General features: G+C 32.6%; 22 protein-coding genes, 1 tRNA gene and 3 pseudogenes. 15 read left to right on the forward strand and 11 right to left on the reverse strand.

From position 1 onward, the window contains the following. Nucleotides 1–319 precede the first annotated feature (319 nt). From ctrA to AAGD42_RS02200, 6 genes and pseudogenes are all read left to right on the forward strand, one after another. Nucleotides 320–1,024 (forward strand): response regulator transcription factor CtrA, encoded by a 705-nt coding sequence (gene ctrA, locus AAGD42_RS02175; protein ID WP_341753090.1) that lies wholly within the window; start codon nt 320–322, stop codon nt 1,022–1,024. Between the two features lie 189 nt (nt 1,025–1,213). After that, nucleotides 1,214–1,564 (forward strand): hypothetical protein, encoded by a 351-nt coding sequence (locus AAGD42_RS02180; protein WP_341753091.1) that lies wholly within the window; start codon nt 1,214–1,216, stop codon nt 1,562–1,564. Between the two features lie 100 nt (nt 1,565–1,664). After that, nucleotides 1,665–2,333 (forward strand): DUF5394 family protein, encoded by a 669-nt coding sequence (locus AAGD42_RS02185; RefSeq protein WP_341753092.1) that lies wholly within the window; start codon nt 1,665–1,667, stop codon nt 2,331–2,333. Then, nucleotides 2,333–3,421, forward strand: coding sequence for a DNA replication/repair protein RecF (recF, locus tag AAGD42_RS02190; RefSeq protein WP_341753369.1), 1,089 nt, complete (start codon nt 2,333–2,335; stop codon nt 3,419–3,421). The genes AAGD42_RS02185 and recF overlap by 1 nt, the downstream gene beginning before the upstream one ends. Nucleotides 3,422–3,436: 15 nt before the next feature. Next, nucleotides 3,437–3,619 carry a hypothetical protein gene (locus AAGD42_RS02195; RefSeq protein WP_341750138.1) on the forward strand — a complete coding sequence of 61 codons (183 nt, stop codon included), beginning with the start codon at nt 3,437–3,439 and terminating at the stop codon, nt 3,617–3,619. Next, nucleotides 3,616–3,942 (forward strand): annotated as a pseudogene (locus AAGD42_RS02200) (transposase); the annotation flags it as partial. The gene AAGD42_RS02195 and the pseudogene AAGD42_RS02200, both read left to right, overlap by 4 nt. A 130-nt stretch (nt 3,943–4,072) precedes the next feature. Here AAGD42_RS02200 and AAGD42_RS02205 read toward each other — a convergent pair. The 5 genes from AAGD42_RS02205 to AAGD42_RS02225 all read right to left on the reverse strand — a co-directional run bounded on the left by AAGD42_RS02205 (nt 4,073) and on the right by AAGD42_RS02225 (nt 9,000). Continuing rightward, nucleotides 4,073–4,222: a hypothetical protein gene (locus tag AAGD42_RS02205; protein WP_341753093.1), complete on the reverse strand. Its 150-nt coding sequence runs from the start codon at nt 4,220–4,222 to the stop codon at nt 4,073–4,075. A 462-nt stretch (nt 4,223–4,684) separates the two neighbouring features. Next, nucleotides 4,685–5,929, reverse strand: coding sequence for a 5-aminolevulinate synthase (gene hemA / locus AAGD42_RS02210; protein WP_341753094.1), 1,245 nt, complete (start codon nt 5,927–5,929; stop codon nt 4,685–4,687). A gap of 170 nt (nt 5,930–6,099) precedes the next feature. After that, nucleotides 6,100–8,094 carry a DNA mismatch repair endonuclease MutL gene (mutL, locus tag AAGD42_RS02215; RefSeq protein ID WP_341753095.1) on the reverse strand — a complete coding sequence of 665 codons (1,995 nt, stop codon included), beginning with the start codon at nt 8,092–8,094 and terminating at the stop codon, nt 6,100–6,102. Further along, a complete protein-coding gene (locus AAGD42_RS02220) occupies nt 8,094–8,252 on the reverse strand; it encodes a zinc-finger domain-containing protein (RefSeq protein WP_341750129.1) in 159 nt (52 codons plus the stop codon). The genes mutL and AAGD42_RS02220 overlap by 1 nt, the downstream gene beginning before the upstream one ends. Before the next feature lie 106 nt (nt 8,253–8,358). After that, entirely contained in the window at nt 8,359–9,000 is a 642-nt protein-coding gene (locus AAGD42_RS02225; RefSeq protein ID WP_341753096.1) for a phosphatase PAP2 family protein, read from the reverse strand. A 39-nt stretch (nt 9,001–9,039) separates the two neighbouring features. Between AAGD42_RS02225 and AAGD42_RS02230 the strand changes: the two genes are divergently transcribed. The 4 genes and pseudogenes from AAGD42_RS02230 (at nt 9,040) to AAGD42_RS02250 (ending at nt 12,542) form a co-directional block, all read left to right on the forward strand. Further along, a complete protein-coding gene (locus AAGD42_RS02230) occupies nt 9,040–9,786 on the forward strand; it encodes an MBL fold metallo-hydrolase (protein WP_341753097.1) in 747 nt (248 codons plus the stop codon). Between the two features lies 1 nt (nt 9,787). Further along, entirely contained in the window at nt 9,788–10,510 is a 723-nt protein-coding gene (locus tag AAGD42_RS02235) for an amino acid ABC transporter ATP-binding protein (protein WP_250310551.1), read from the forward strand. Nucleotides 10,511–10,536: 26 nt separating this feature from the next. Further along, nucleotides 10,537–11,211 carry a TIGR02281 family clan AA aspartic protease gene (locus AAGD42_RS02240; RefSeq protein WP_341753098.1) on the forward strand — a complete coding sequence of 225 codons (675 nt, stop codon included), beginning with the start codon at nt 10,537–10,539 and terminating at the stop codon, nt 11,209–11,211. 373 nt (nt 11,212–11,584) lie between these two features. Then, nucleotides 11,585–12,542, forward strand: a pseudogene (locus AAGD42_RS02250) (NADH-ubiquinone oxidoreductase-F iron-sulfur binding region domain-containing protein). A gap of 216 nt (nt 12,543–12,758) precedes the next feature. On the opposite strand, the gene AAGD42_RS02255 reads toward AAGD42_RS02250, so the two are convergent. Together AAGD42_RS02255 and grxD are read right to left on the reverse strand one after the other, a co-directional pair. Beyond that, nucleotides 12,759–14,192, reverse strand: a complete 1,434-nt coding sequence (locus AAGD42_RS02255) for a hypothetical protein (protein ID WP_341753099.1) — start codon at nt 14,190–14,192, stop codon at nt 12,759–12,761. Between the two features lie 427 nt (nt 14,193–14,619). Then, the gene (gene grxD, locus AAGD42_RS02260) at nt 14,620–14,946 is read right to left on the reverse strand and encodes a Grx4 family monothiol glutaredoxin (RefSeq protein ID WP_250312012.1); all 327 of its coding nucleotides are present in this window, start codon (nt 14,944–14,946) and stop codon (nt 14,620–14,622) included. Between the two features lie 51 nt (nt 14,947–14,997). On the opposite strand from grxD, the gene nth reads away from it, so the two are divergent. After that, complete coding sequence (gene nth / locus AAGD42_RS02265) at nt 14,998–15,636, forward strand: endonuclease III (RefSeq protein WP_341753100.1); 639 nt, start codon at nt 14,998–15,000, stop codon at nt 15,634–15,636. A 45-nt stretch (nt 15,637–15,681) separates the two neighbouring features. Next, nucleotides 15,682–15,769: transfer RNA gene (locus tag AAGD42_RS02270), tRNA-Ser, on the forward strand. Between the two features lie 721 nt (nt 15,770–16,490). Here AAGD42_RS02270 and AAGD42_RS07090 read toward each other — a convergent pair. The 4 genes and pseudogenes from AAGD42_RS07090 to AAGD42_RS02285 form a co-directional block, all read right to left on the reverse strand. Next, nucleotides 16,491–17,270: pseudogene (locus tag AAGD42_RS07090) on the reverse strand (recombinase family protein); the annotation flags it as partial. Between the two features lie 2 nt (nt 17,271–17,272). After that, a complete protein-coding gene (locus AAGD42_RS02275) occupies nt 17,273–17,413 on the reverse strand; it encodes a hypothetical protein (RefSeq protein ID WP_341760756.1) in 141 nt (46 codons plus the stop codon). Between the two features lie 50 nt (nt 17,414–17,463). Next, nucleotides 17,464–17,667, reverse strand: a complete 204-nt coding sequence (locus tag AAGD42_RS02280; protein WP_341760757.1) for a hypothetical protein — start codon at nt 17,665–17,667, stop codon at nt 17,464–17,466. 28 nt (nt 17,668–17,695) lie between these two features. Continuing rightward, nucleotides 17,696–17,911, reverse strand: coding sequence for a hypothetical protein (locus tag AAGD42_RS02285; RefSeq protein WP_341753102.1), 216 nt, complete (start codon nt 17,909–17,911; stop codon nt 17,696–17,698). Nucleotides 17,912–18,262: 351 nt separating this feature from the next. Between AAGD42_RS02285 and AAGD42_RS02290 the strand changes: the two genes are divergently transcribed. From AAGD42_RS02290 to AAGD42_RS02300, 3 genes are read left to right on the forward strand one after another with little or no spacing between them, the layout of a single operon-like run. After that, nucleotides 18,263–18,790, forward strand: a complete 528-nt coding sequence (locus AAGD42_RS02290) for a hypothetical protein (protein ID WP_341753103.1) — start codon at nt 18,263–18,265, stop codon at nt 18,788–18,790. A 2-nt stretch (nt 18,791–18,792) separates the two neighbouring features. Next, nucleotides 18,793–19,548 (forward strand): hypothetical protein, encoded by a 756-nt coding sequence (locus AAGD42_RS02295; RefSeq protein ID WP_341753104.1) that lies wholly within the window; start codon nt 18,793–18,795, stop codon nt 19,546–19,548. A 23-nt stretch (nt 19,549–19,571) separates the two neighbouring features. After that, nucleotides 19,572–20,660, forward strand: coding sequence for a hypothetical protein (locus AAGD42_RS02300; protein ID WP_341753105.1), 1,089 nt, complete (start codon nt 19,572–19,574; stop codon nt 20,658–20,660). Nucleotides 20,661–20,694: the final 34 nt, after the last annotated feature.

Below are 20,694 nucleotides of genomic sequence, written 5' to 3' on the forward strand. Positions count from 1 at the left end.
AAACGTCTATTAGCGAGGAGCTACTTGGGTTAGTTATAGATTCTGTTAATAAAATTTAAATATAACTTGTTATATCAAATTCAGCTATGTAAAATATGGAAATTTATAGGAGTTTTCGCCTACTAGGATTTCAGTATGCTAGATGATTGTTAAGGATTCGAGGATAAAATCACCTATTTTAAAGAAGAATGTTTACAACAACCTAATATATTTGAAACTTATTTTATAAAATTACTTGCTCTTATAAAGATAAAATGAGAACATAGCGTGTAACAAAAAGAATAATTTACTAAAAAAATTTGTTAAGGAGAAAGATGCAATGAGGGTATTGTTAGTAGAAGATAATAGTGATATAGCTAGTTCTATTGAATTAACCTTAGCTTCAGAAGGAATTATTTGTGAAGTGGTGGAGTTTGGTACAGAAGGAATAGAAATAGCAAAAGTTTACAATTATGATTTAATTATCTTAGATCTTATGCTGCCGGATATTAGTGGATTTGAAGTTCTGCTGAGATTACGTTCTGCTAAAGTAAAAACACCCATATTGATTTTATCGGGTATTACTACAGTTGATCAAAAAATTAAAGGTCTTACGTGTGGAGCAGATGATTATATTACCAAGCCATTTAATCGCGAAGAGTTAATTGCTCGTATTTATGCAATTGTTCGTCGTTCTAAAGGACATTCTGAGTCAGTGGTTAGGTTTGACAAGGTAAGTATTCATCTTGATACCAGAATTGTAGAAGTTGATGGCAAAAAGGTTCATTTAACAAATAAGGAATATGCTATTTTAGAATTATTAGTCTTACGTAGGGGAACAGTATTGAATAAGGAGATGTTCTTAGATCATCTGTATAGTAGTGTTGATGAACCAGAGATTAAGATTATAGATGTATTTGTTTGCAAATTACGTAGGAAATTAGCTGATGCTGCTGGTGGTACAAACTACATTGATACAGTATGGGGGCGTGGTTATATGTTAAAAGAATATGATGAACAAGATCCAATATTACATCATTTTTAAGGAGAAGTTATTAGACCTCTTGCATAACCTAATCTAATTGGTAATTTTGTTGTCAAAACTCGTCTCCGTTCCTCACGTACATCTTAGTACGCTGCGGTACTCGACTTCGTTTTTCCTAAAAATTCCTCAATTATCTTTAGGTTATGCAAGAGGTCTATTGAGCCATCTCAGAAACCAAGATAGAAGATTATGATACCTAGCATGATAGAACTAACCGGTAAGGTCTATATTAAATATGTTGATCATATAGTAAATTCATATGTTGGGGATGTTAAGCTTTTGTTAAATGACGATGCATTAAGCCTTAATAAAGGGGATTATGAGAATTTAAAGTCAAGCGGTTATATTAAAGCAAAAATTTTTGATGGACTTGTTTGGCAGAATATTAGTATAAGTGAGTTATGTTCAGAAAAAGAATACAAATTTACTAAAAGACAAAAAGCTATTGACTCAGCCTTATTATGCAAAACTATAATTGAAGAGCGTCGAGGGATTATGTTATATAGAACTTATAGAGGACACTTTACTACTCAAGAATGATTAGCTAGCAGGCAGGAGGCTGCCTGCAATAACTAAAGTAATTCTAATCCTTTTCCTGGATTTGCTTAGTTTGAGTAATTGGTAAATAGGAGGCTAACAAATGGAAACAGATAACAAAAAACCGCAAGATTCTAGAAAATTAGCAGACCAAATTAAGGATGCATTGGCAGGTATCACTAATGATGATGAACTTGGATCCGATGAGGCAATGGAAATTTTCAATGAGTTAAGTGCAAACGACGCTTTCGAGCAAGAGATAGAACAAATATTAGCTTGTCTTAACGAACAAACAATGGATCTAACAAAATTACAGACGCAGATTATCATATTAATACAAAAATATTTAGGTAAACTTAATAACAAGAAATTAAATCTTAAAGTTGATGAACAACTTATCAGTAAGAATGTTACGGAAGTAAGTAGTTATTTGATGCAACAACATTCACAATTGGTAAAAGAAGCTAACCGCGGCTTGATAAAATCAAAAGACAATCTACATGGTATAAGTCGTCAATCTAGATTGGAAGCAAGGCATTTAGTTAAAAATTTTGCTTTATACCAAGTTTATAAATTTATGAATCCTAAAAGAATAGCTGGAGAAACAAAGAAAGAAAATTTTGCTTATAATATGATTAAAGGCGGGATGGATTTAGCTACACAATATGAAGGTGGAGCAAAAAGTGATATTAAATCATATTCTCCAGAATTTCTTAAAAAATTAAACAAGGCTCATCAAAATTTTAAAAGTGGTGGGAAGACAATTTATTGATTAATAATATTTACTTACAAAAATTAAAGCTACTGAATTACCGTAATTTTCAGGATTTAGAGATTAATACTGGTAATAACCCTGTTATATTAATAGGAGAAAATGGTAGTGGTAAAACTAACATCCTAGAATCAATATCACTATTTTCTCCTGGTAAAGGTTTGAGATCAGCAAAATTAGATGATGTTTGTCAAAGAGGGGCAGATCATTGTTCGGCTTATGGGCTACTACACAGTAAACTTGGACTAGTTGAAATTTCAACAAATTTAAAACGTCAATCTAATAGGCGACTTACAGAATTTAACGGTGCTAAAATACAAAATAATGAATTGAGCAAGTTCTCTGCTATGATTTGGCTTACTCCCCAAATGGATGGTATTTTCTCTTCTGGTGTTAGTGATAGACGTAAATTCTTTGACAGGATTGTGTATAATTTTAATCCATCTCATGCAGGGATAGTGACTAAATATGAATATTATATGCATGAACGCAGTAAAATCCTATTACAAGATCAAGTTGATACAAATTGGCTTGGAGTAATTGAAGAGAAAATGGCAGAATTATCAATTCAAATTGCTGTTAATAGGTTAAAAATTTTAGAGCATATTCAAAAAACCATTGATGATTTGGATAATGAGTTCCCTAAAGCTGTTTTATCAATTAATGGGGTTATAGAAGAAAAAATATCAAAAAATTATGATATAGATGTAGATTTTATAAAAAATGAATTAGTGGGCTGTCGTATTCGTGATAGAATGTCTAATCGTACTAATTTTGGAGTTCATAAAAGTGATTTTATAGTTATTAATAAAGAAAAAAATGCCCCAGCTAAACACTGCTCTACCGGTGAACAGAAGGCTATGCTCATTGCAATAATACTTGCCCAAGTTAATTATTCTATTAAAGAAAATATCGCTATGCCTATTTTACTGTTAGATGAGGTTTTTGTCCATCTTGACAAGAAAAGGCGAGAATATTTAATTGATCTTTTCCTAGAATTAGGATTACAACTATGGGTAACTGCTACTGACTTAAATGGCATAGAATCCTTAACCAAAAAAGCAGAATTAGTGAAATTATATAGCTAGCCTTCCTAAGCTCTGTTGACAAAATTTTTTGTTAAGTTATCAGAGGAGAATAAAGAAATTGCAATAGTAAGAAGAAATGGTAGTTTTAGTGATCGAAATCAAGGAACTACCAATATGAAGTATTACATAGAAGAGCAAGCGTGGAAAGCAATTTTATCATTTTTTAAGAAAAAAAAGCTATACACAACAAGAATTTAGGTAGAAGCAAAGGTGGTTTTAATACTAAAATTCATGCCCTCGTTGATGCCACTGAAGTTTATAATAACTGCTGGGAAAAGAAATGATATCACTCAGGCTGAAAATCTTACTAAAGATGTTCAGAATACGACGGTGATAGCCGATAAAGGATATGATAGTAGTAAGTTTGTAGAAAGCTTAGCAAATAAGGGATGTGAGGTTGTTATACACCAAAATCTAATAGTAAAGTACAACGTGAATATGATAAACATATTTATAAAGAACGCCATTTAATTGAATGTTTCTTTGGTAAAATCAAACATTTTAGGCGTATATTTTCTAGGCTCTGTGAACAAAATTTTAATTGTTTAGATTTTGAGTATTTTAACTTGTTCCTTTGATAGGTTTATACCTTCAGTATACCATATTAGAATATGAGTATCTAAAGTCAGTCTTTCCAAATTAATCATTGGATCATTGGTCATTGATAACTTTCCAATCATGTTCTAAGTTACAGTTTATAATATCATCTTTTATTTTTACTGTTCCTTTCATGCAACCAAAGTAATTTTTATTAGTATCAACTTTATTTGAATCTAAAGGAACAATTTTAGCTATAGGCAATTTTCTTTTGGTTATAACAAAAGAACTATGGTTATTTTTAACATCATCTACTATATATTATGGTCATATAAAAGTATAATATTATGTTCTTCCAATCACAAATGCTTTCTTATAAAAACATTTGCTGTGCCTTGTATCGGCTCGACATACAAATCACCAACAGTAGTAGAGTCTCTATAGGCGAATCTCGATTAATGGAATATTCCCCCAGCTAGCCACAGCAAAACTATCCATCGATAAATTGTAACAGTAAGCATTTAAAAAGACGCAAAATGCCATAACCTTTATAATTAGCTTTGGATTCAATAGTTTTTAATTCTTTAAATTTACGATATTGATGATTTGCGTTAACTAACTGATTTAGACATACCATCGTCATTTGATTCGAAGACATTCTACAACTCTCTTTTTTTCTTTTTAACCATTATACCATACCTATCTCTTCTTTCAACAGTCCCATATCTACGCTGCGGGGTATAGAGGTAATTTTATTATAGAATGGGAATTGATGGATGGCGATATATCCAGTACACTAAGAATTTCAACAAGAGCTTTGGTAAGATCCTGAATCATTTGATCGGTATGGTTGGGTGTTGGAATGATTCTTAAGCGTTCTGTGCCACGTGGTACTGTTGGAAAGTTGATATGCTGAACATAAATATTATAGTCATTCAACAACATATTAGAGGCTTGTTTGGCTTTAATTGGGTCGCCAATAATTATTGGTATAATATGGCTATCATTTTTAAAATAATTCACTTTAGCTTGATCAAAAGATTTTTTTACCTTGGCTATTACCTTTTGGTAAGTTTCCCTTTCTATATTAGAATTTTTTAAATGATGAATACTTTTAGTTGCTGCCGAAGCGATAATTGGCGGTAAAGAGGTGGTGAATATAAAACCTGGAGCCGTAAGTCTTATAGAATCTATAATCTGACGATCCGCTGCAATATAACCACCAATAACACCATAAGCCTTGCCAAGGGTTCCCTGGACAATATTAATTTTATCAGCACAACCTTGAAGATCGGCAATACCAGCACCATGCTTGCCATATAGACCCACTGTATGTACTTCGTCAATAAAAGTTAAAGCATTATATTTTTTAGCTAAATTCACTATTTTTTCTATTGGAGAAAATAATCCGTCCATAGAATAAGCGGATTCAAAAACAATAATCTTTGGTCTATTAATATCTACCTTTTTAAGTAGTTCTTCAAGATGTTGAACATCAATATGTCGATAAATATGTTTTTCAGCTTTTGAGTTACATATACCAGAAATAATAGAAGCGTGATTTAACTCATCTGAGAAAAAAACTATATTAGGCATTATTTTTGCTAGTGTTGCAAGGGTGGTATCATTGGCAACATAACCGGAAGTGAAGACTAAAGCTGATTCTTTATTATGTAGGGTTGCTAATTCTTGCTCTAATTCTATTATGCAGCTATTATTGCCACCTATATTTCTTGTACCGCCAGAACCAATGCCATATTTTGCTGTAGCCTCTAGAGCAGCTTTGGTGACATCTGGGTGCTTACTCATTCCAAGATAATCATTGATACACCACATGACAATTTCTTTATCAACATACCAAGCGGACGGGAAATTATCTGCCTGCCTTTGAACAGGAACAAATTCACGGTATCTGCCTTCTTGTTTAATTCTAGTTATGTGATTATCAAATATATTATTATAGTTAAACATTATATTAACCTCAATTGCCAATTGCTAGACAATTAGCAATTGGCTGTAAATATTATCGATCCTAAGCTTTGAAGCGATTCGATGCTTGATTTAAAAACAGAAAATTATAGAAAACTACGATTTCCATTAAAAACATGATAAACTATTTTCTTTACAATTGACTATATCAATTATGTACGTCCAAATAATCGCTCAATATCTTTGAGTTTGAGTTCAATGTAAGTTGGTCTACCATGATTACATTGACCTGAAAAAGGAGTTTTCTCCATTTGCCTTAACAATTCATTCATTTCTTCAGAAGATAATTTACGACCTGCTCTGATAGAATAATGACATGCATATGTTTCTGTAACATGTTCAATCAATTGAATCAAGGAAATACTTTCGCCAAGATCAGATAAATTATCTGCTAAGTCTTGAATAAGTTGGCTTATATTGATATCTCCTAATAGGCTTGGAGCCTCTGATACAATGATGGATCGCTCGCCAAATTTTTCTATGCTTAAACCTAATTTAGAAAGATCTACCTTCTTATTATATAATAAATCGGCTCTTTTGACATCTGGTAATTCTACTATCTCAGGTATCAGTAATCTCTGCTTAATTAATCCATTATTACTTATCGTCTGTTTAATTTTTTCGTATCCCAAACGTTCATGGGCTGCATGTTGATCTACGATAACAATACTATCTGCTGTTTGTGATATTATATAAGTACCGTGCAATTGTGCTCTTGCCGCTCCGAGTGACACATTTTTGTGATCAGTATGAGTACAATCAGTTAGTGAGAAGTTGGTGACGTCGTCGCTCAATGCTCGCCTATTACTTATAGGCGTTGCTCCATCGCTCCTGTTATCCAACTCTCCTGAATTGACTATAGAGTCCTCTACTACCTCTACTTTAGCATGAGGTTCAGTCTTTATTAATGGCTGTTGAATATTAGAACTATTTTGGTTGGATTTAGGGAGAGTTAAATTCTGGACTCGATAAATACTGCTATTATCAGATACGTTTAAATTATGTGGGCTTAAATTATCCTGATATATTTTTTTTGAAGAGCTAGGACTTTTTTGCCATGGTATATTTGTTTTAACAGCACTATTAGTAGTTGCCGTATTTCGAAAAAGACCTAAGGCAGTTGTGGCAATATTCGTTGAAACCATATGACTTTTAGTGGTAAGGGCATCCTTGATAGAGCTTATCAGCAATCCTCGTATGGTATTTGGATCGTGAAACCTTACTTCTGTTTTGGCAGGATGAACATTAACGTCAAGCATTTGGGGATCTATCTGTAGAAACAGAACTGAAACTGGGTGTCTATCCCGAGCTAAGTAATCCTGATATGCTACTCTTAAAGCGATTTGTAGTAATTTATCCTTGACTGGTCTGTTATTAACAAATAAAAACTGATCCTCAGCAGAAGCTCTATTAAAGGTAGGAATACTAGTAAAGCCATATACTGAAATTTCTGGTCTTTGTAGATTAATATGAACCGAATTTTCAATAAAATCATAACCTACTATATCAATTATTCTTTGCTTTAGAATTTCGTCAAAATTACCATCTTGCCCTTTTACTTTTAGGATATTTTTACCATCATGAGATAAATTAATACTGATTTTAGGATGAGCTAATGCAATTTTCTTTATTACATCTACTGAAGCTGCAAATTCGGTTTTATCAGATCTTAAGAACTTTAATCTTGCAGGAGTAGCAAAGAATAAATCTCGTATTTCAATCTTAGTACCTTCGTTATGAATGGTAGGCTTGCTTCCTTTATTATTCCCACCACTAATTTGCATCTGATATGCTCTATCAGCTCCACGTGCCTTTGAAGTAATCAGCATCTTACTTACAGATCCTATAGAAGGTAATGCCTCTCCGCGAAAGCCAAAAGTGTGAATATTTAACAAATCTAGCTCATCAAGTTTAGAAGTAGTATGACGCTCTACGGCAATATTTAGGTCATCCTCAGACATACCTACTCCATTATCAGAAATAACAATAAGATTTTTCCCTGCTTGTTCAAGCATTATATCTATCTTAGTGCTAGCTGCATCAATAGCATTCTCAACTAGTTCTTTTACCACCGAAGCTGGTCGTTCAATTACCTCTCCAGCAGCGATACGATTTATAGTACTATCTGATAGGAGTTTTATCTTCATTACTTAATTAACACAAATTTTTTACTACAATAAGGACACATAATAGAACCCTTGGCTGAATCAATTTCCAAATAAATTCTTGGATGATCATAAGGCGACTCTCTGCCAGAACATGATATTGATGTAGAGATAGTCTCAATAATTTCTACATTTTGCATAAAATTAAAGCTATATGAGAGTTTTTAGGATAATATCATTATAAAACAAAGTTGCATTTATTCAAAATAAAAATTAGGTAGATCAATGAAAGATTAAATTAATTAGTTATTGCAGGCAACCTCCTAGCCATTTTATTAAGTTATTGGCAAAAATTCTAAAAACTATTCTGCCAAGTATGATAATTATTATGGTGATAAGGAAACTATAAATAATATCAGCTGGGTAGTGCATAGCAAAAGTAATACGTGATATCGCCACTAAAATAACAATCAAAATGGTTATAATTTTTTGTCTCATTGTTATATATGACCAAATACAGTAGGCAACCAATAATGCTAACCCAGAATGACTGCTTGGAAAACTAGACAAACATCTTTCAAGTTCAATATTAGCAATTGTTACAAAACTGTTAATAGGCAATGAGCAAAATGGTCTAGGTAGATTAACCGAAAACTTAAGTAGAGCATAAATACAACCGAATATCGTATAAATTATACCAATCATTACCATTTTATTATATATAGCCCAAAATTTGCTCTGACGATGATTAAAATCTTGAATCTTTTTTATCTGAATGTAAAAATATACGCAATATATCAAATAAACGATAGTAAAGTTGATAATATTAAAACAATAAGAGATGATTTGTAGAATATAAGCTATTATGCTAAAGTGGTTAGTTATTCTATTGATCCACAAGAATATCTCTTGATTAAGACCTTGGAAATTATATAAAAGTTCAAACATTTTCAATTTCAATTTTATTTGATTTAAGTAAATAATATTATGCTAGAAATAACAGTACTCGGATGTGGTTCATCACTTGGTCTACCGATAATTAATTGTGATTGTAGTACATGCACCTCGACTTCAAGTCACAATAAAAGAACTAGATCATCAATATATATGGATGATGGTAATAGTCAAATTCTTGTTGATTTTGGTTTCGACATTAAGGAGCAGTTACTACGAGAAAAGATTAAAAAAGTGGGCAGTGCCATATTAACCCATTATCATGCAGATCATGTTAACGGTATTGATGATCTACGTGTATTTCCATTCTTTCAGAAAAGACCTTTAGAAATTTTTACTGATAATGCTACAGCATTGAGAACTGAGAATCGTCACCAACACTTGTTTGCTCCGGATAGACTGATTGCAAGACCGGTAGATTTTTTCGCAAAATTTAAAATTAACACCATAGAGGTACAATTTTTTAGACAGCATCATGGTCCTATAGATAGTTTAGGTATTAGAGTAGATGATTTTGTATATTCTAGTGATGTGGCAGATTTTCCGGCAGAGTCCAAATCATTCTTAAGAAATATCAAAGTGTGGATATTAGATTGTATGGCATACGAATCTAATGATTGCCATGCAGGATTAGATAAAATCCTCCAGTGGGAATATGAATACAAACCGCAACAAATATTATTAACTAATATGAATCATTTTATTGATTATCACGAGATATCAAAAATATTGCCAAGCAATATAAAACCTCTATATGATGGTTACAAATTTATAGTTTAGTATGATAGTAGTTGATAAGGTTTCAAAAAAATATAGTAAAATTTATGCTGTTAAAGATGTTAGTCTTGAGTTCAAAAAAAAGGAAACTATAGCGATTATAGGTTCTTCTGGTAGTGGTAAATCCACTTTATTACGAATTATTAATGCGTTAGAAATACCTACTACTGGACAAGTGTTTGTTGATAACAAAAAGTTAACTCAAAAGAATAAAAGGAAGCTTTGCCTTAAAATTGGTATGGTTTTCCAATCTTTTAATCTTTTCCCACACTTAAATGTTCAGGATAATTTAATATATGCTCCTGTTAATATTTTGAAAATGCAGCAGATGACTGCCATTTCTAAGGCGAAAAAATTATTAGAGCAATTTGGTTTAAAACAAAAAGTTACTGCTTTTCCTATCAATCTATCTGGAGGACAAAAACAGCGAGTAGCCATTTGTCGAGCCTTAATGATGGATCCAGAGGTAATGTTATTTGACGAGCCTACTTCAGCTTTAGACCCTGAAAATATTAAAGATATTATTGAAATTATCTCTTCATTAAAAAGTCAAATGACGATGATTGTTGTTACTCACCATATCAAATTTGCCAAAGCGATAGCGGATAGGATAATTTTTATGAATCACGGGCAAGTTCTAGCCGATCAGCCAGCCGCAGAATTTTTTGAAAAGCCAAAATCTCATAGAGCAAGATTATTTTTAGAGAATATAGGTGACTTAATGTGAGCAATAAGAGTCTTATAAAGTTAACAATGCTTTTATGTATTAGTACGGTCATTACCTTCTTGATACGTAAATTGGTAGATGCACAATTTCCTGGATTCTCTTGGAGTAGCCAGAAGAGTATATCTTGCTTTGTAATGATTTTGATTATTATCAGTATCGTTTATAATTTCTTCAATCAAAAGGGGGTAAAGATCGTCTCTATTCAGCTATTAATCTGGGGGCTAATTTTCTTGATCATAATTATTGGTTACGCTTTCAGATTTGAATTAAATTATACCACACAACGAGTCATATCCGTACTAATACCATCATATAATTGGGTCAATAAACAAGGAGAATTAGTGATTAGCCGTAGTAGCGACGGACATTTTTACATTGACGTACTGGTAAATGGAGTAAAAATTAAATTTATGATTGATACCGGAGCAAGTGATGTTGCCCTTACTACTAATGATGCTAAAATGCTAGGATTTGACTTATCAAAACTACATTACACTAGAATTTACTCGACGGCTAATGGTACTAGTACGGCTGCCCCCGTGAAATTAGATAGTGTAGTGATTGATAACAGAGCTTTCTTTAGAAATATTGAAGCTCATATAGGCACTGGTGGTCTCGATATATCACTACTAGGTATGTCAGTATTAGAGCGTTTTAAAGGGTTCAGAATAGATCGAGATATGTTGACTTTAAGTTGGTGAAGATTTCGCCACTTTATAGTCAATTCAGGAGAATTTGGAGCTAGGAGCGATGGAGCGATACCTATAACTAATAGGCAAGCAACCAGTGACAACGTCACCAACTTCTCATCAATTGACTATACCATTTTGTAGTTGTGTTGAAGCAATAGCACGATAATTGGATACTGGACTGAAAAGTCAAGGCAAAAAAATAATAATTTTGTTTCCTATTTTTGTATTTATTAGAATAATGTTAAATGTTTTCTGAGGTAATACCCCAATTCGGGATAGCAATAATTATTTTAAACCATCCTGATAAAAACCCCTAAATTTATTCTTCACAATTATTTACCTTCATCTATACTCTCATTTGTAGATATTCTAAGAGTAAATTATGTTACAAACTAGCAATAAAATTTTTTCTAATCTTAGTGGGCAGAAAAAATATGATATAATAAGTAGCAAGCAACGTGGAGATTGGGATAATACGAAAGATTTTATTATTAGAGGTAGAGAATGGATAATTGATGAAATAAAAAAATCAGGTTTGCGAGGACGGAGCGGTGCTGGATTTCCAACTGGTATTAAATGGTCGTTTATGCCTAAAGAACACCCGAAACCTAGCTATTTAGTGGTTAATGCTGATGAATCAGAGCCTGGTACATGCAAGGATCGTGATATTCTAAGACATGAGCCGCACAAATTGCTTGAAGGCTGTTTGCTTGCCAGTTTTGCTATTAACGCACATACTTGCTATATATATATTCGTGGTGAATTTTATAACGAAGCATCCAATGTGCAACGGGCTATACTGTATTTCTGGTCACGTAAATAGACCATGTAATGTTGAAGAAGCTATGGGCATACCTTTAAAGGAGCTGATTGAAAAATATGCTGGAGGTGTACGTGGTGGTTGGGATAATCTGAAAGCTATTATTCCGGGTGGTTCGTCAGTACCATTGTTACCAAAGTCACTATGTGAAGATTTGGCAATGGATTTTGATAGTGTGAAATTAGCTGGCTCGGCTCTTGGGACTGGTGGAATTATTGTTATGGATAATTCTACGGATATTATTTACGCTATTGCCAGGCTTAGTAAATTCTACATGCATGAATCTTGTGGTCAGTGTAGCCCATGCAGAGAAGGCACAGGGTGGATGTGGCGAATTATGATGAGATTAGTACGAGGTCAGGCAAAAATAGAAGAAATAGATCAATTGTTAGACGTGACTAAAATGATCGAGGGGCATACTATTTGCGGTCTTGGAGATGCCTCTGCTTGGCCTATTCAAGGTTTAATTCGTCATTTTCGTCACGAGATTGAAGAGAGGATATATTCAAAAAAAATGTGAAAACTTTTAGGCTCTGTGAACAAAATTCTAATTGTTTAGATTTTGAGTATTTTTAAGCGAAAATTAATAAGATTTTTGCCGGAATAGTTAGTTCTATTTCAAAAAAATCTTATAATTTGCAGCTAAAAAGAGTCGAAATCTAGTAATTTAAATTTTGTTCACAGAGCCTAGATATAGTTGATTCATGACTACATCTGCTTTCTTTTCTATCAAATATTATTCTTTTTTTGCATTGTTGGATATATCCATAAACGCTTTACTATGAAGAGCTATATCTTCTTCAAAAAGAATAAACTTTTTATCAAGCAAATTAAGTTGTTTTTTCTTTTCCTCTTCAGTTAAGAAAGAATATTTAATACTATTATAGACGACTTGTTTTAATTGATCATAAGATGGCTTATAACGACTAATAAATAATAAATATTCTTGAGTTAAATTATTGCGTAATACTCCTGCATCATCAGTGCAGATTGCGATTGGCACCCCATAACGCATATATAGCTTGATAGGATGATTATCACCTACGACTTCTAAAATAAATTCATTACTACTTAAATTAATTTCAACAGGTATATTCTTTTCCACTAATGTGCTTATTAGTTGGTAAGGATTAGATTCATGCATAATATCTACTCCGTGACCAATACGATTTGCCCCGGCTATAAATATGGCATCCCGAATATGATGACGTAGCCCTTCTGGAGGAACTAGCCCTAATGCTAATTCACCAGCATGCAAAGATAATTTAACATTAGGAAATTTTTGTTTAAGAAAACGAAACATTTTCATATGTAGTATATAATCTTTGATCGCAACAACTGAGTTTTCTGTACCGACTATATTCACCCCAACTATTTTAGGATTATTTTGTGCTAAAGAAAAGGCTGAATACAAACCAGAAAATACCATAGATGGCTTACTTTCACGGAATACATATGGTTGAAACCGCAGAGTAAAGTGATCATTGTCAATATCTTTCGAGGCATCTGTTACTATTGTTGAACAATGAGTAATAGCTTGGTTTATAACTTTATCCTGCTCTAATAATAACGTAGCTTTTGCTAAAACCTGATTAATAGCAAGATCATCTGTATTACTGGTTAACTTATTAATCTCATCTAAAGCAACGTTTGTACTAATAGGGGCAAAAGGAAATATAGTTTCTACATATTGTACATTTTCTGCTTCTGCCCTATTCTTCAAATCTATCAAACCATCTTTAATAATATAGTTTTCTAACCAAGCAAAATAGTTAAAACAATCAAAAAATCTGGCATCTGGTGATAATTGTTTGTGATAATGATTGTTAAAATTTTCTATTGACCAAAGTGACACGAGCTGATTATATTTGTGTACATCAGCACGTATCTCATCTACAGTCATACATTTTTTCGTAGGTTTTTTAAGAATTTCATAACTGTTAGGATCAATATAAAAGCCTTCCTTCTTAACATAATCTAATAAAGTTTCGGCATAAATAGCACCGATAAAATGATGATGAATATCACCACCCTTGGGCAATATATTTACCAACATACCAAGCTCTGCTATAGGGAGAGAATTAGAGGTGATTAAACTATTGTAATAATCACGTGTAATGAGATAATGATTATTTTCATTTGTTTTTACAGTGTCTGCGTGAGCTTGCATATTAAATATACTAGTAATTAATAATAGTGGAGTAATGAGTCTTAGTGAAATTATGGATTTTATGAAATTTAACATTATTTATCATATATTGTTTATCCTACATGCATGCATCGAATAACCAAAAACTATATTCGAATTTTTTTAATTAATGCAGAAATAGGCGGGGTTATAAAATGTTTCTTTTTAAAACACACGCTTTATAACATAATTAGTTTTCAATGCAAACTATATTTTATGAGTTTGCTTAAAAGTGTAATAATTTCACAGCCTACGTCTTTCAAGGATTGTTTTTTTGAAAATATCATGAATTAATGTGCTTTGGGGCATTCGTGTGCGAACAATGTTCATTACGTTGTACTCGTTTATAAAAACAGAGTACAGATACGCTTTTTGTTACTAATAAATATGTCAATTGATGAGAAGCTGATTATATTATATGTTTATCTTTTAATAATGTAACAAGATCACCATTTTCATACATTTCACGTACTATATCACAGCCACCTATAAATTCTCCTTTTATATAAAGCTGTGGTATGGTAGGCCAATCAGTGAAGGATTTGATATCCTCGCGTAAGCTAAGACTGGTCAAAATATTAATATCACGAAATTCTATGCCAAGTTTTTTTAAGATAGAAACAACGGTAGCAGAAAAATTACATTGAGGAAAATTACTAGTGCCTTTCATAAACAACACAACATCGTTATTAGCAATTTCATTTGTTATAAAATCAAAATTTTTATTCTCTAACATCCTCAAACCTGATAAAAATTATAACTTCTTTTTACTCTTAAATGTTATATTATGCAAGCTCAAATAGTTGATAAAATCTTTGAAATTTTAAGCCAGAATAATTCTAATCCCCGAACAGAACTAGAATATGTTAATAATTTCACTCTATTAATAGCTGTGGTATTATCCGCACAAGCAACTGATATTTCGGTTAATAAAGCAACAAGATTTTTGTTTAAAGAATATAATACACCGGAAAAAATATTAGAACTCGGGGAAGAAGGATTAAAAAATTATATAAGATCAATAGGTTTATTTATAACCAAAGCAAAAAATATTGTTGCACTTTCTCGTATTTTGATAGATAAGTATGATAGCAAAGTGCCAAACAATTTTGACGAATTAATTAAATTACCAGGAGTTGGCAGAAAAACTGCTAATGTAGTATTGAATTGCTTATTTGGTAAGCCAACTATGGCAGTTGATACGCATGTATTCAGAGTCTCTAAAAGATTGGGGCTGGCAAGTAGTAATACTCCCAAAAAAGTGGAATTTGAATTAGTTGAAATTATTGATGCAAAATGGTTACAACACGCTCATCATTGGTTGATATTACTTGGTAGGTATATCTGCAAAGCACGAGTACCAAATTGTCCTGCTTGCCCAGTTAAAGAATATTGTGAATATTATGCTAACAATTCTTTGAAGTAGCAAATTCTTAGTTTTATAGCTGTGGCTGAATTTGTATAGAGTTATGGAGAGGTGGCCGAGTGGTTTAAGGCGCTCGCCTGGAAAGCGTGTTCACGGTAACGTGTCAGGGGTTCGAATCCCCTTCTCTCCGCCAATTCGGCACAACTTGCTACTTTTTGCATTTCTGCGAATGGAAAAGCCAGAACGTAATGCATCTTACAGCCCTCGAGTGTTAGGTTCGAAAATATAAAATTTAATAATTCCCTTTTTTCAGCAATTGTCGAACCTCTAAAAGTTTCATAGGCGTTTCTGCTGATACATATAAGGTCTGCAAGCTTTTTAGAAAGCTTATCATCTACTTTGTCATAACTCTTAATTAATTCAGTTAATTCATATTGTCTTTCCTTTAATTGAGCTTTCTTATGCAAAAATTCTTCTCTAGTTAAGGTGCCATCTGTTAAGAAATCCATCAATCTATTGAGTTTATTTTGAATAACGGTATGCTCTTGTTTTAATTCGCCAACTTCAAGGTTAAATTCATAAGCATTGCCTTGATTGACATTTATTAAATAATCCATTATTTGTTTTAATATCTCAGGATTTTTTATTTGTAAGGTTTTTAATACTTCCTCAATTTGTCTTAATATTTCATCTTCCCTAACCCAAATAGCCTTTTTAGGATCTTCTGGGCTCCAAGCTCTTAAGTAAGTCCATTCTGATATTTTGCCATTTTCATATTTTTTACTCTTAGTATCAGAAGTAATTAAATTACCGGTAACGGCACATTTAAGGATGCCTCTAAATAAAAATTCTTTACCTCGATATTGAAAAGGTTTTTTATGCCAACCCATACGTACTGCCTCACAAGCTTTAAAAATTTCTCTATTAGTAAGTGTTTGATAATGATGTAACCATAACTCTCCTTTTACTCTCATTTCTCCATAATAAAAAGGATTTTGTAGTATGCGATATATAACTGACTTAACAATATGATAGCCCTTCTTACTACGCAATCCCCAATCCTTAGCTTTGGTTACCATTTCTGATAAGGTATAGGCTCCTGTAGCATAGGTGTCAAATATCTTGCTAATAATACTACCATTAACTGGATCAATTACTATTATCCCTCTACCCCTTTCATCCCGTTTATTTAAATATCCAATAGGAGCAAAACCATACCACTCCCCATGAACTTCTATTTTTTGCTTAAAACTTTTTCTAACATTTTCACTTAATAAATCAGTATGACTTTTAGCGACTACCACGCTTATGCCCCACATCATTAATTCATGACCACTTGACTGCTGGTGAATAACATAACCTTCACTGTTAAAATGCAATTCCAATTTACCTTGTTTAACTAGCTCATCTAGTATAGGAAATTCTTTTTGGCTTCTTTGAACACGATCAACTTTATCAACAACAAAAGCGATAGGTTCTCGCTCTTTCTTAATGAATTTGATAATTTCCATAAAATGTTTATGATTACCTTTGGTAGAAGATTCAATAAGTTTAAAGGTTTGTATAATATGCAAACCTTTACGTTCGCAATATTTTTCTAACCGATCTTTTCGTACTTCAAGTGAGTAACCTTCCTCCTGATCTTTAGAAGAAACACGCGATAAAATAATTGCCTTTACCGCTTTGTTAGTCATTATTAAACTCCTTTATTTCTGATAATTTTTTTATTGTAAAAGATACTATAATGTTCTGCATAATGGGTAGTTTTTGATGAAAGACCATATGGCGAACTACTAATATCTTTAAATACTAATTTGCTAGAGATTTTGACATCCAAAAATAACGTTTGTCATTCCAACTGTTATTCTAACCAGTTTCCCAATAAAGTCAATCTTTAGTTGCCGATTCTTTTTCTTTATCTATTCTAAGTCGAATCTCGATAAATCTTTGGCAAAACCTTATAAAATTTCTTGCTAGCCTTCTTGATTCTTCTTCACTTATCTCTTGATCATGTGAATTACGAATGGTTAATGCTAAATTATTAAATATTTCTTCTGGTGTTCTTTTATCTTTATTCATATTTTTTCTCATTTTTTTATCACTTTATATTTTAATTGTTCTAGTAATTTTTTTCCAAGAGTTCTGTACTAATTCCATAAAAATCATTAGGAGTAACAACTCCATGAGTTGCTAAAAAAATTCTTTCCATCACTTTGGGTCTTGGGATGGTTTTTTCGTAGAGATATTTGTAAATGTGAGCTGGTGAGACTTTAAATAATTTAGTGACCTTACCGGTTGTTAAATTATTTACTTCTATCCAAATTGATAGTTTCATAATAACCTTTAAATAAAAATTAATTGTAATGTGAATATATCTAGAGGAACGGTTTTTAGCATGATATCTAGTATTTAATGTTATTTATAAAATAAAATTATTAACTTGTGGGGAAGGGTAACTTTAAGCAATTAGTTGTATTAATAAGTATGAGTTTTCTAGAGCTTTCATTAACTGGACTAATAACCCTTATGGCTATCCTGCCAAAGATCGGTCAGGAAAACTCGCCATGATTGAGCCAGCCCATTTAGGCAATCTTATGAACAAGATTACTTCAGGGATAGCACCAAAATCAACAATAGAACCAAATATGATAATTAATTAAAGAAAAATTAACTAAGGAGAAATTATATGAATTATTACGATTTTAACAATGCTGAACCAATTAATTTTAATTTAATCCCGCAAGGAACTATTGCTAAGGTTAGTCTGATGATTAGGGATGGTGGTTATAATGACCATGAACAAGGTTGGTTTGGCGGTTATGCAACTAAGAATGAGCTAAGCGAAGCTGTCTATTTAAATTGCGAGTTTACCATTTTACAAGGTGAATATGTAAAACGCAAAATATGGGGGTTGATTGGTTTATATAGTCAGAAGAAGAATAACCACTGGGGTGATATAGGACGCTCCTTTATTCGCTCTATGTTAAATTCAGCTAAAGGTTTTAGCGACAAAGATAATTCAGATGCTGCCCAGCTAGCAAGAAGGATTAATAGTTTTGCTGATTTAAATGGTTTAGAGTTTATAGCTAAAATTGACATTGAAACTGATAAATTAGGAAATCAAAAAAATGTTATTAAATCAGCTATAGATACCAGCCATAAGGATTATACTAAATTTATGGATAGTAGAACTGATTTAGCTAGCTGGATGTAGATATGCTAGATTTTAATCATCAACTGAAAACATATCATCAAATATCCGATCGGCTAAATAAGTTAATAGATCAAGCATTAGAGCTTGAAAGGCAAGCTGGGCAACCTCGTAAATATCTTGGTGCATCTCGTTTGGGAACACCTTGCTCTAGAGCATTGCAGTATGAGTATATCAGCAGCAAGCAAGGAATCAATCCTAACTTTAGAGGTCAAATATTAAGGATCTTTGACATTGGACATTTATTTGAAACATTAGCTATTAGGTGGTTAAAAGCCGCTGGTCTTGAGCTAGTTACCAAAGATCAGCATGGTAAGCAATTTGGTTTTGAGGTAGCGGATAAGAGAATTGCCGGTCATATTGATGGTATTATTTATAAAGCACCTAAGCAACTTGGCATAAACTGCCCTGCTTTATGGGAGGCTAAAACAATGAATAATAAAGCATGGAAAGAACTTGCTCGCAAAGGTTTGGTATTATCTAAACCTTTATATGCTGCTCAAATTGCTCTATATCAAGCTTATATGGAGGAAAGCATAGCTGGTATTTCTATAAATCCATGCTTATTTACTGCTATTAATAAAGATAATTGCGATATATATCATGAGCTTATCCCATTTGATGGAGAGCTAGCCCAAAGAATGAGTGATAAGGCGGTTAATATTATCCGTGCTACTGAAGTTGGCGAGTTATTGCCACGAACCTTTAACAGCAGAGAATTTTATGACTGCAAAATATGTTCATATCAAAATAAATGTTGAGACTGCAAGACTGAAGGTAAGTTATGAACATTCTGCCGATTAAGGATGATATTCAAACGTATTTTTGGGTGGTTTTTGGTTATCTTGACGGATTAATACCCTTACGTTCCTTTGCTGAAAAAGGTAGTAGTAGTAATAAACTACCGACTAATATATGGATTAAGGCTGATGATTCTATGACTAGTAAAGCTTTAAACTTTGCTAACATAGCTAATCAGAGACGAGCAGCTTTTTGTGTCATTCCAGCAATTGTTGAACAGTACGGTCAAGCTTCTAGTAACAGCATCAAGCAAATGCAGGTACTACTGATTGATATTGATGATGGTGATGTAGAAGGTAAGTTATTCTTACTGGAGCAAACTCTAGGTCAAGCTACTATGATTATTGAATCAGGTGGCGTTACCTGTGAGGGTTTAGCCAAAATCCATGTTTACTGGCAATTAACTAAAGCGATAGAAGGTAATCAGTTAAAACAATTACTAGAACTTAGATATCAAATAGCTCATATTTTCGGTGGCGATACTCATTTTAAATCGGCTCATCAACCAATTAGGGTAGCAGGTTCAGTCTATCATAAAGGTGGGATAGCTAAGTTAGTTAAAATTAGAACTTACACGCCAGTAGAATATGAACTTGAGCCATTAATTCAGTTGGTTAAGGAACTACCACTCAATAATCTAGCTAATAATAATTTTATAACCACTTCCGCTTTACCAATCAATAAGATACTTACTGAAAAGGTTTATGAAGGAGGCATAGGAGAACAAACTAGGTTTAATCATTTAACTAGAGTAATTGGTTATTGGCTGCGTCGCTGCCATGATGGGTTGATTAGCGAAGATAAAGCAATAGAAGAAATCTATAGTTATAATCTAGCTAATGTATTACCTGCATGGTCAATTGATAAAATAAAGCAGATGGTTAATGGCTTATGGAAAGTACATATAGAAAAATATGGTACTCCTAAACAGCAACCACAACAGATTACCAATACAGTTATCAGCTTCTCTTTAGGCGATTTTCTAGCTGATCATAGTCAACTGCCACAGGATATAATTGCTCCACGAATCTTAACACCTAGCGGTATATTAAGTCTTTGGCGGAGCCCCTAAAGTTGGTAAAAGTGATTTTTTATTATCACTATTT

The sequence above is a fragment of the Candidatus Tisiphia endosymbiont of Dioctria linearis genome (assembly GCF_964026545.1).
Classification (GTDB): Bacteria; Pseudomonadota; Alphaproteobacteria; order Rickettsiales; family Rickettsiaceae; genus Tisiphia.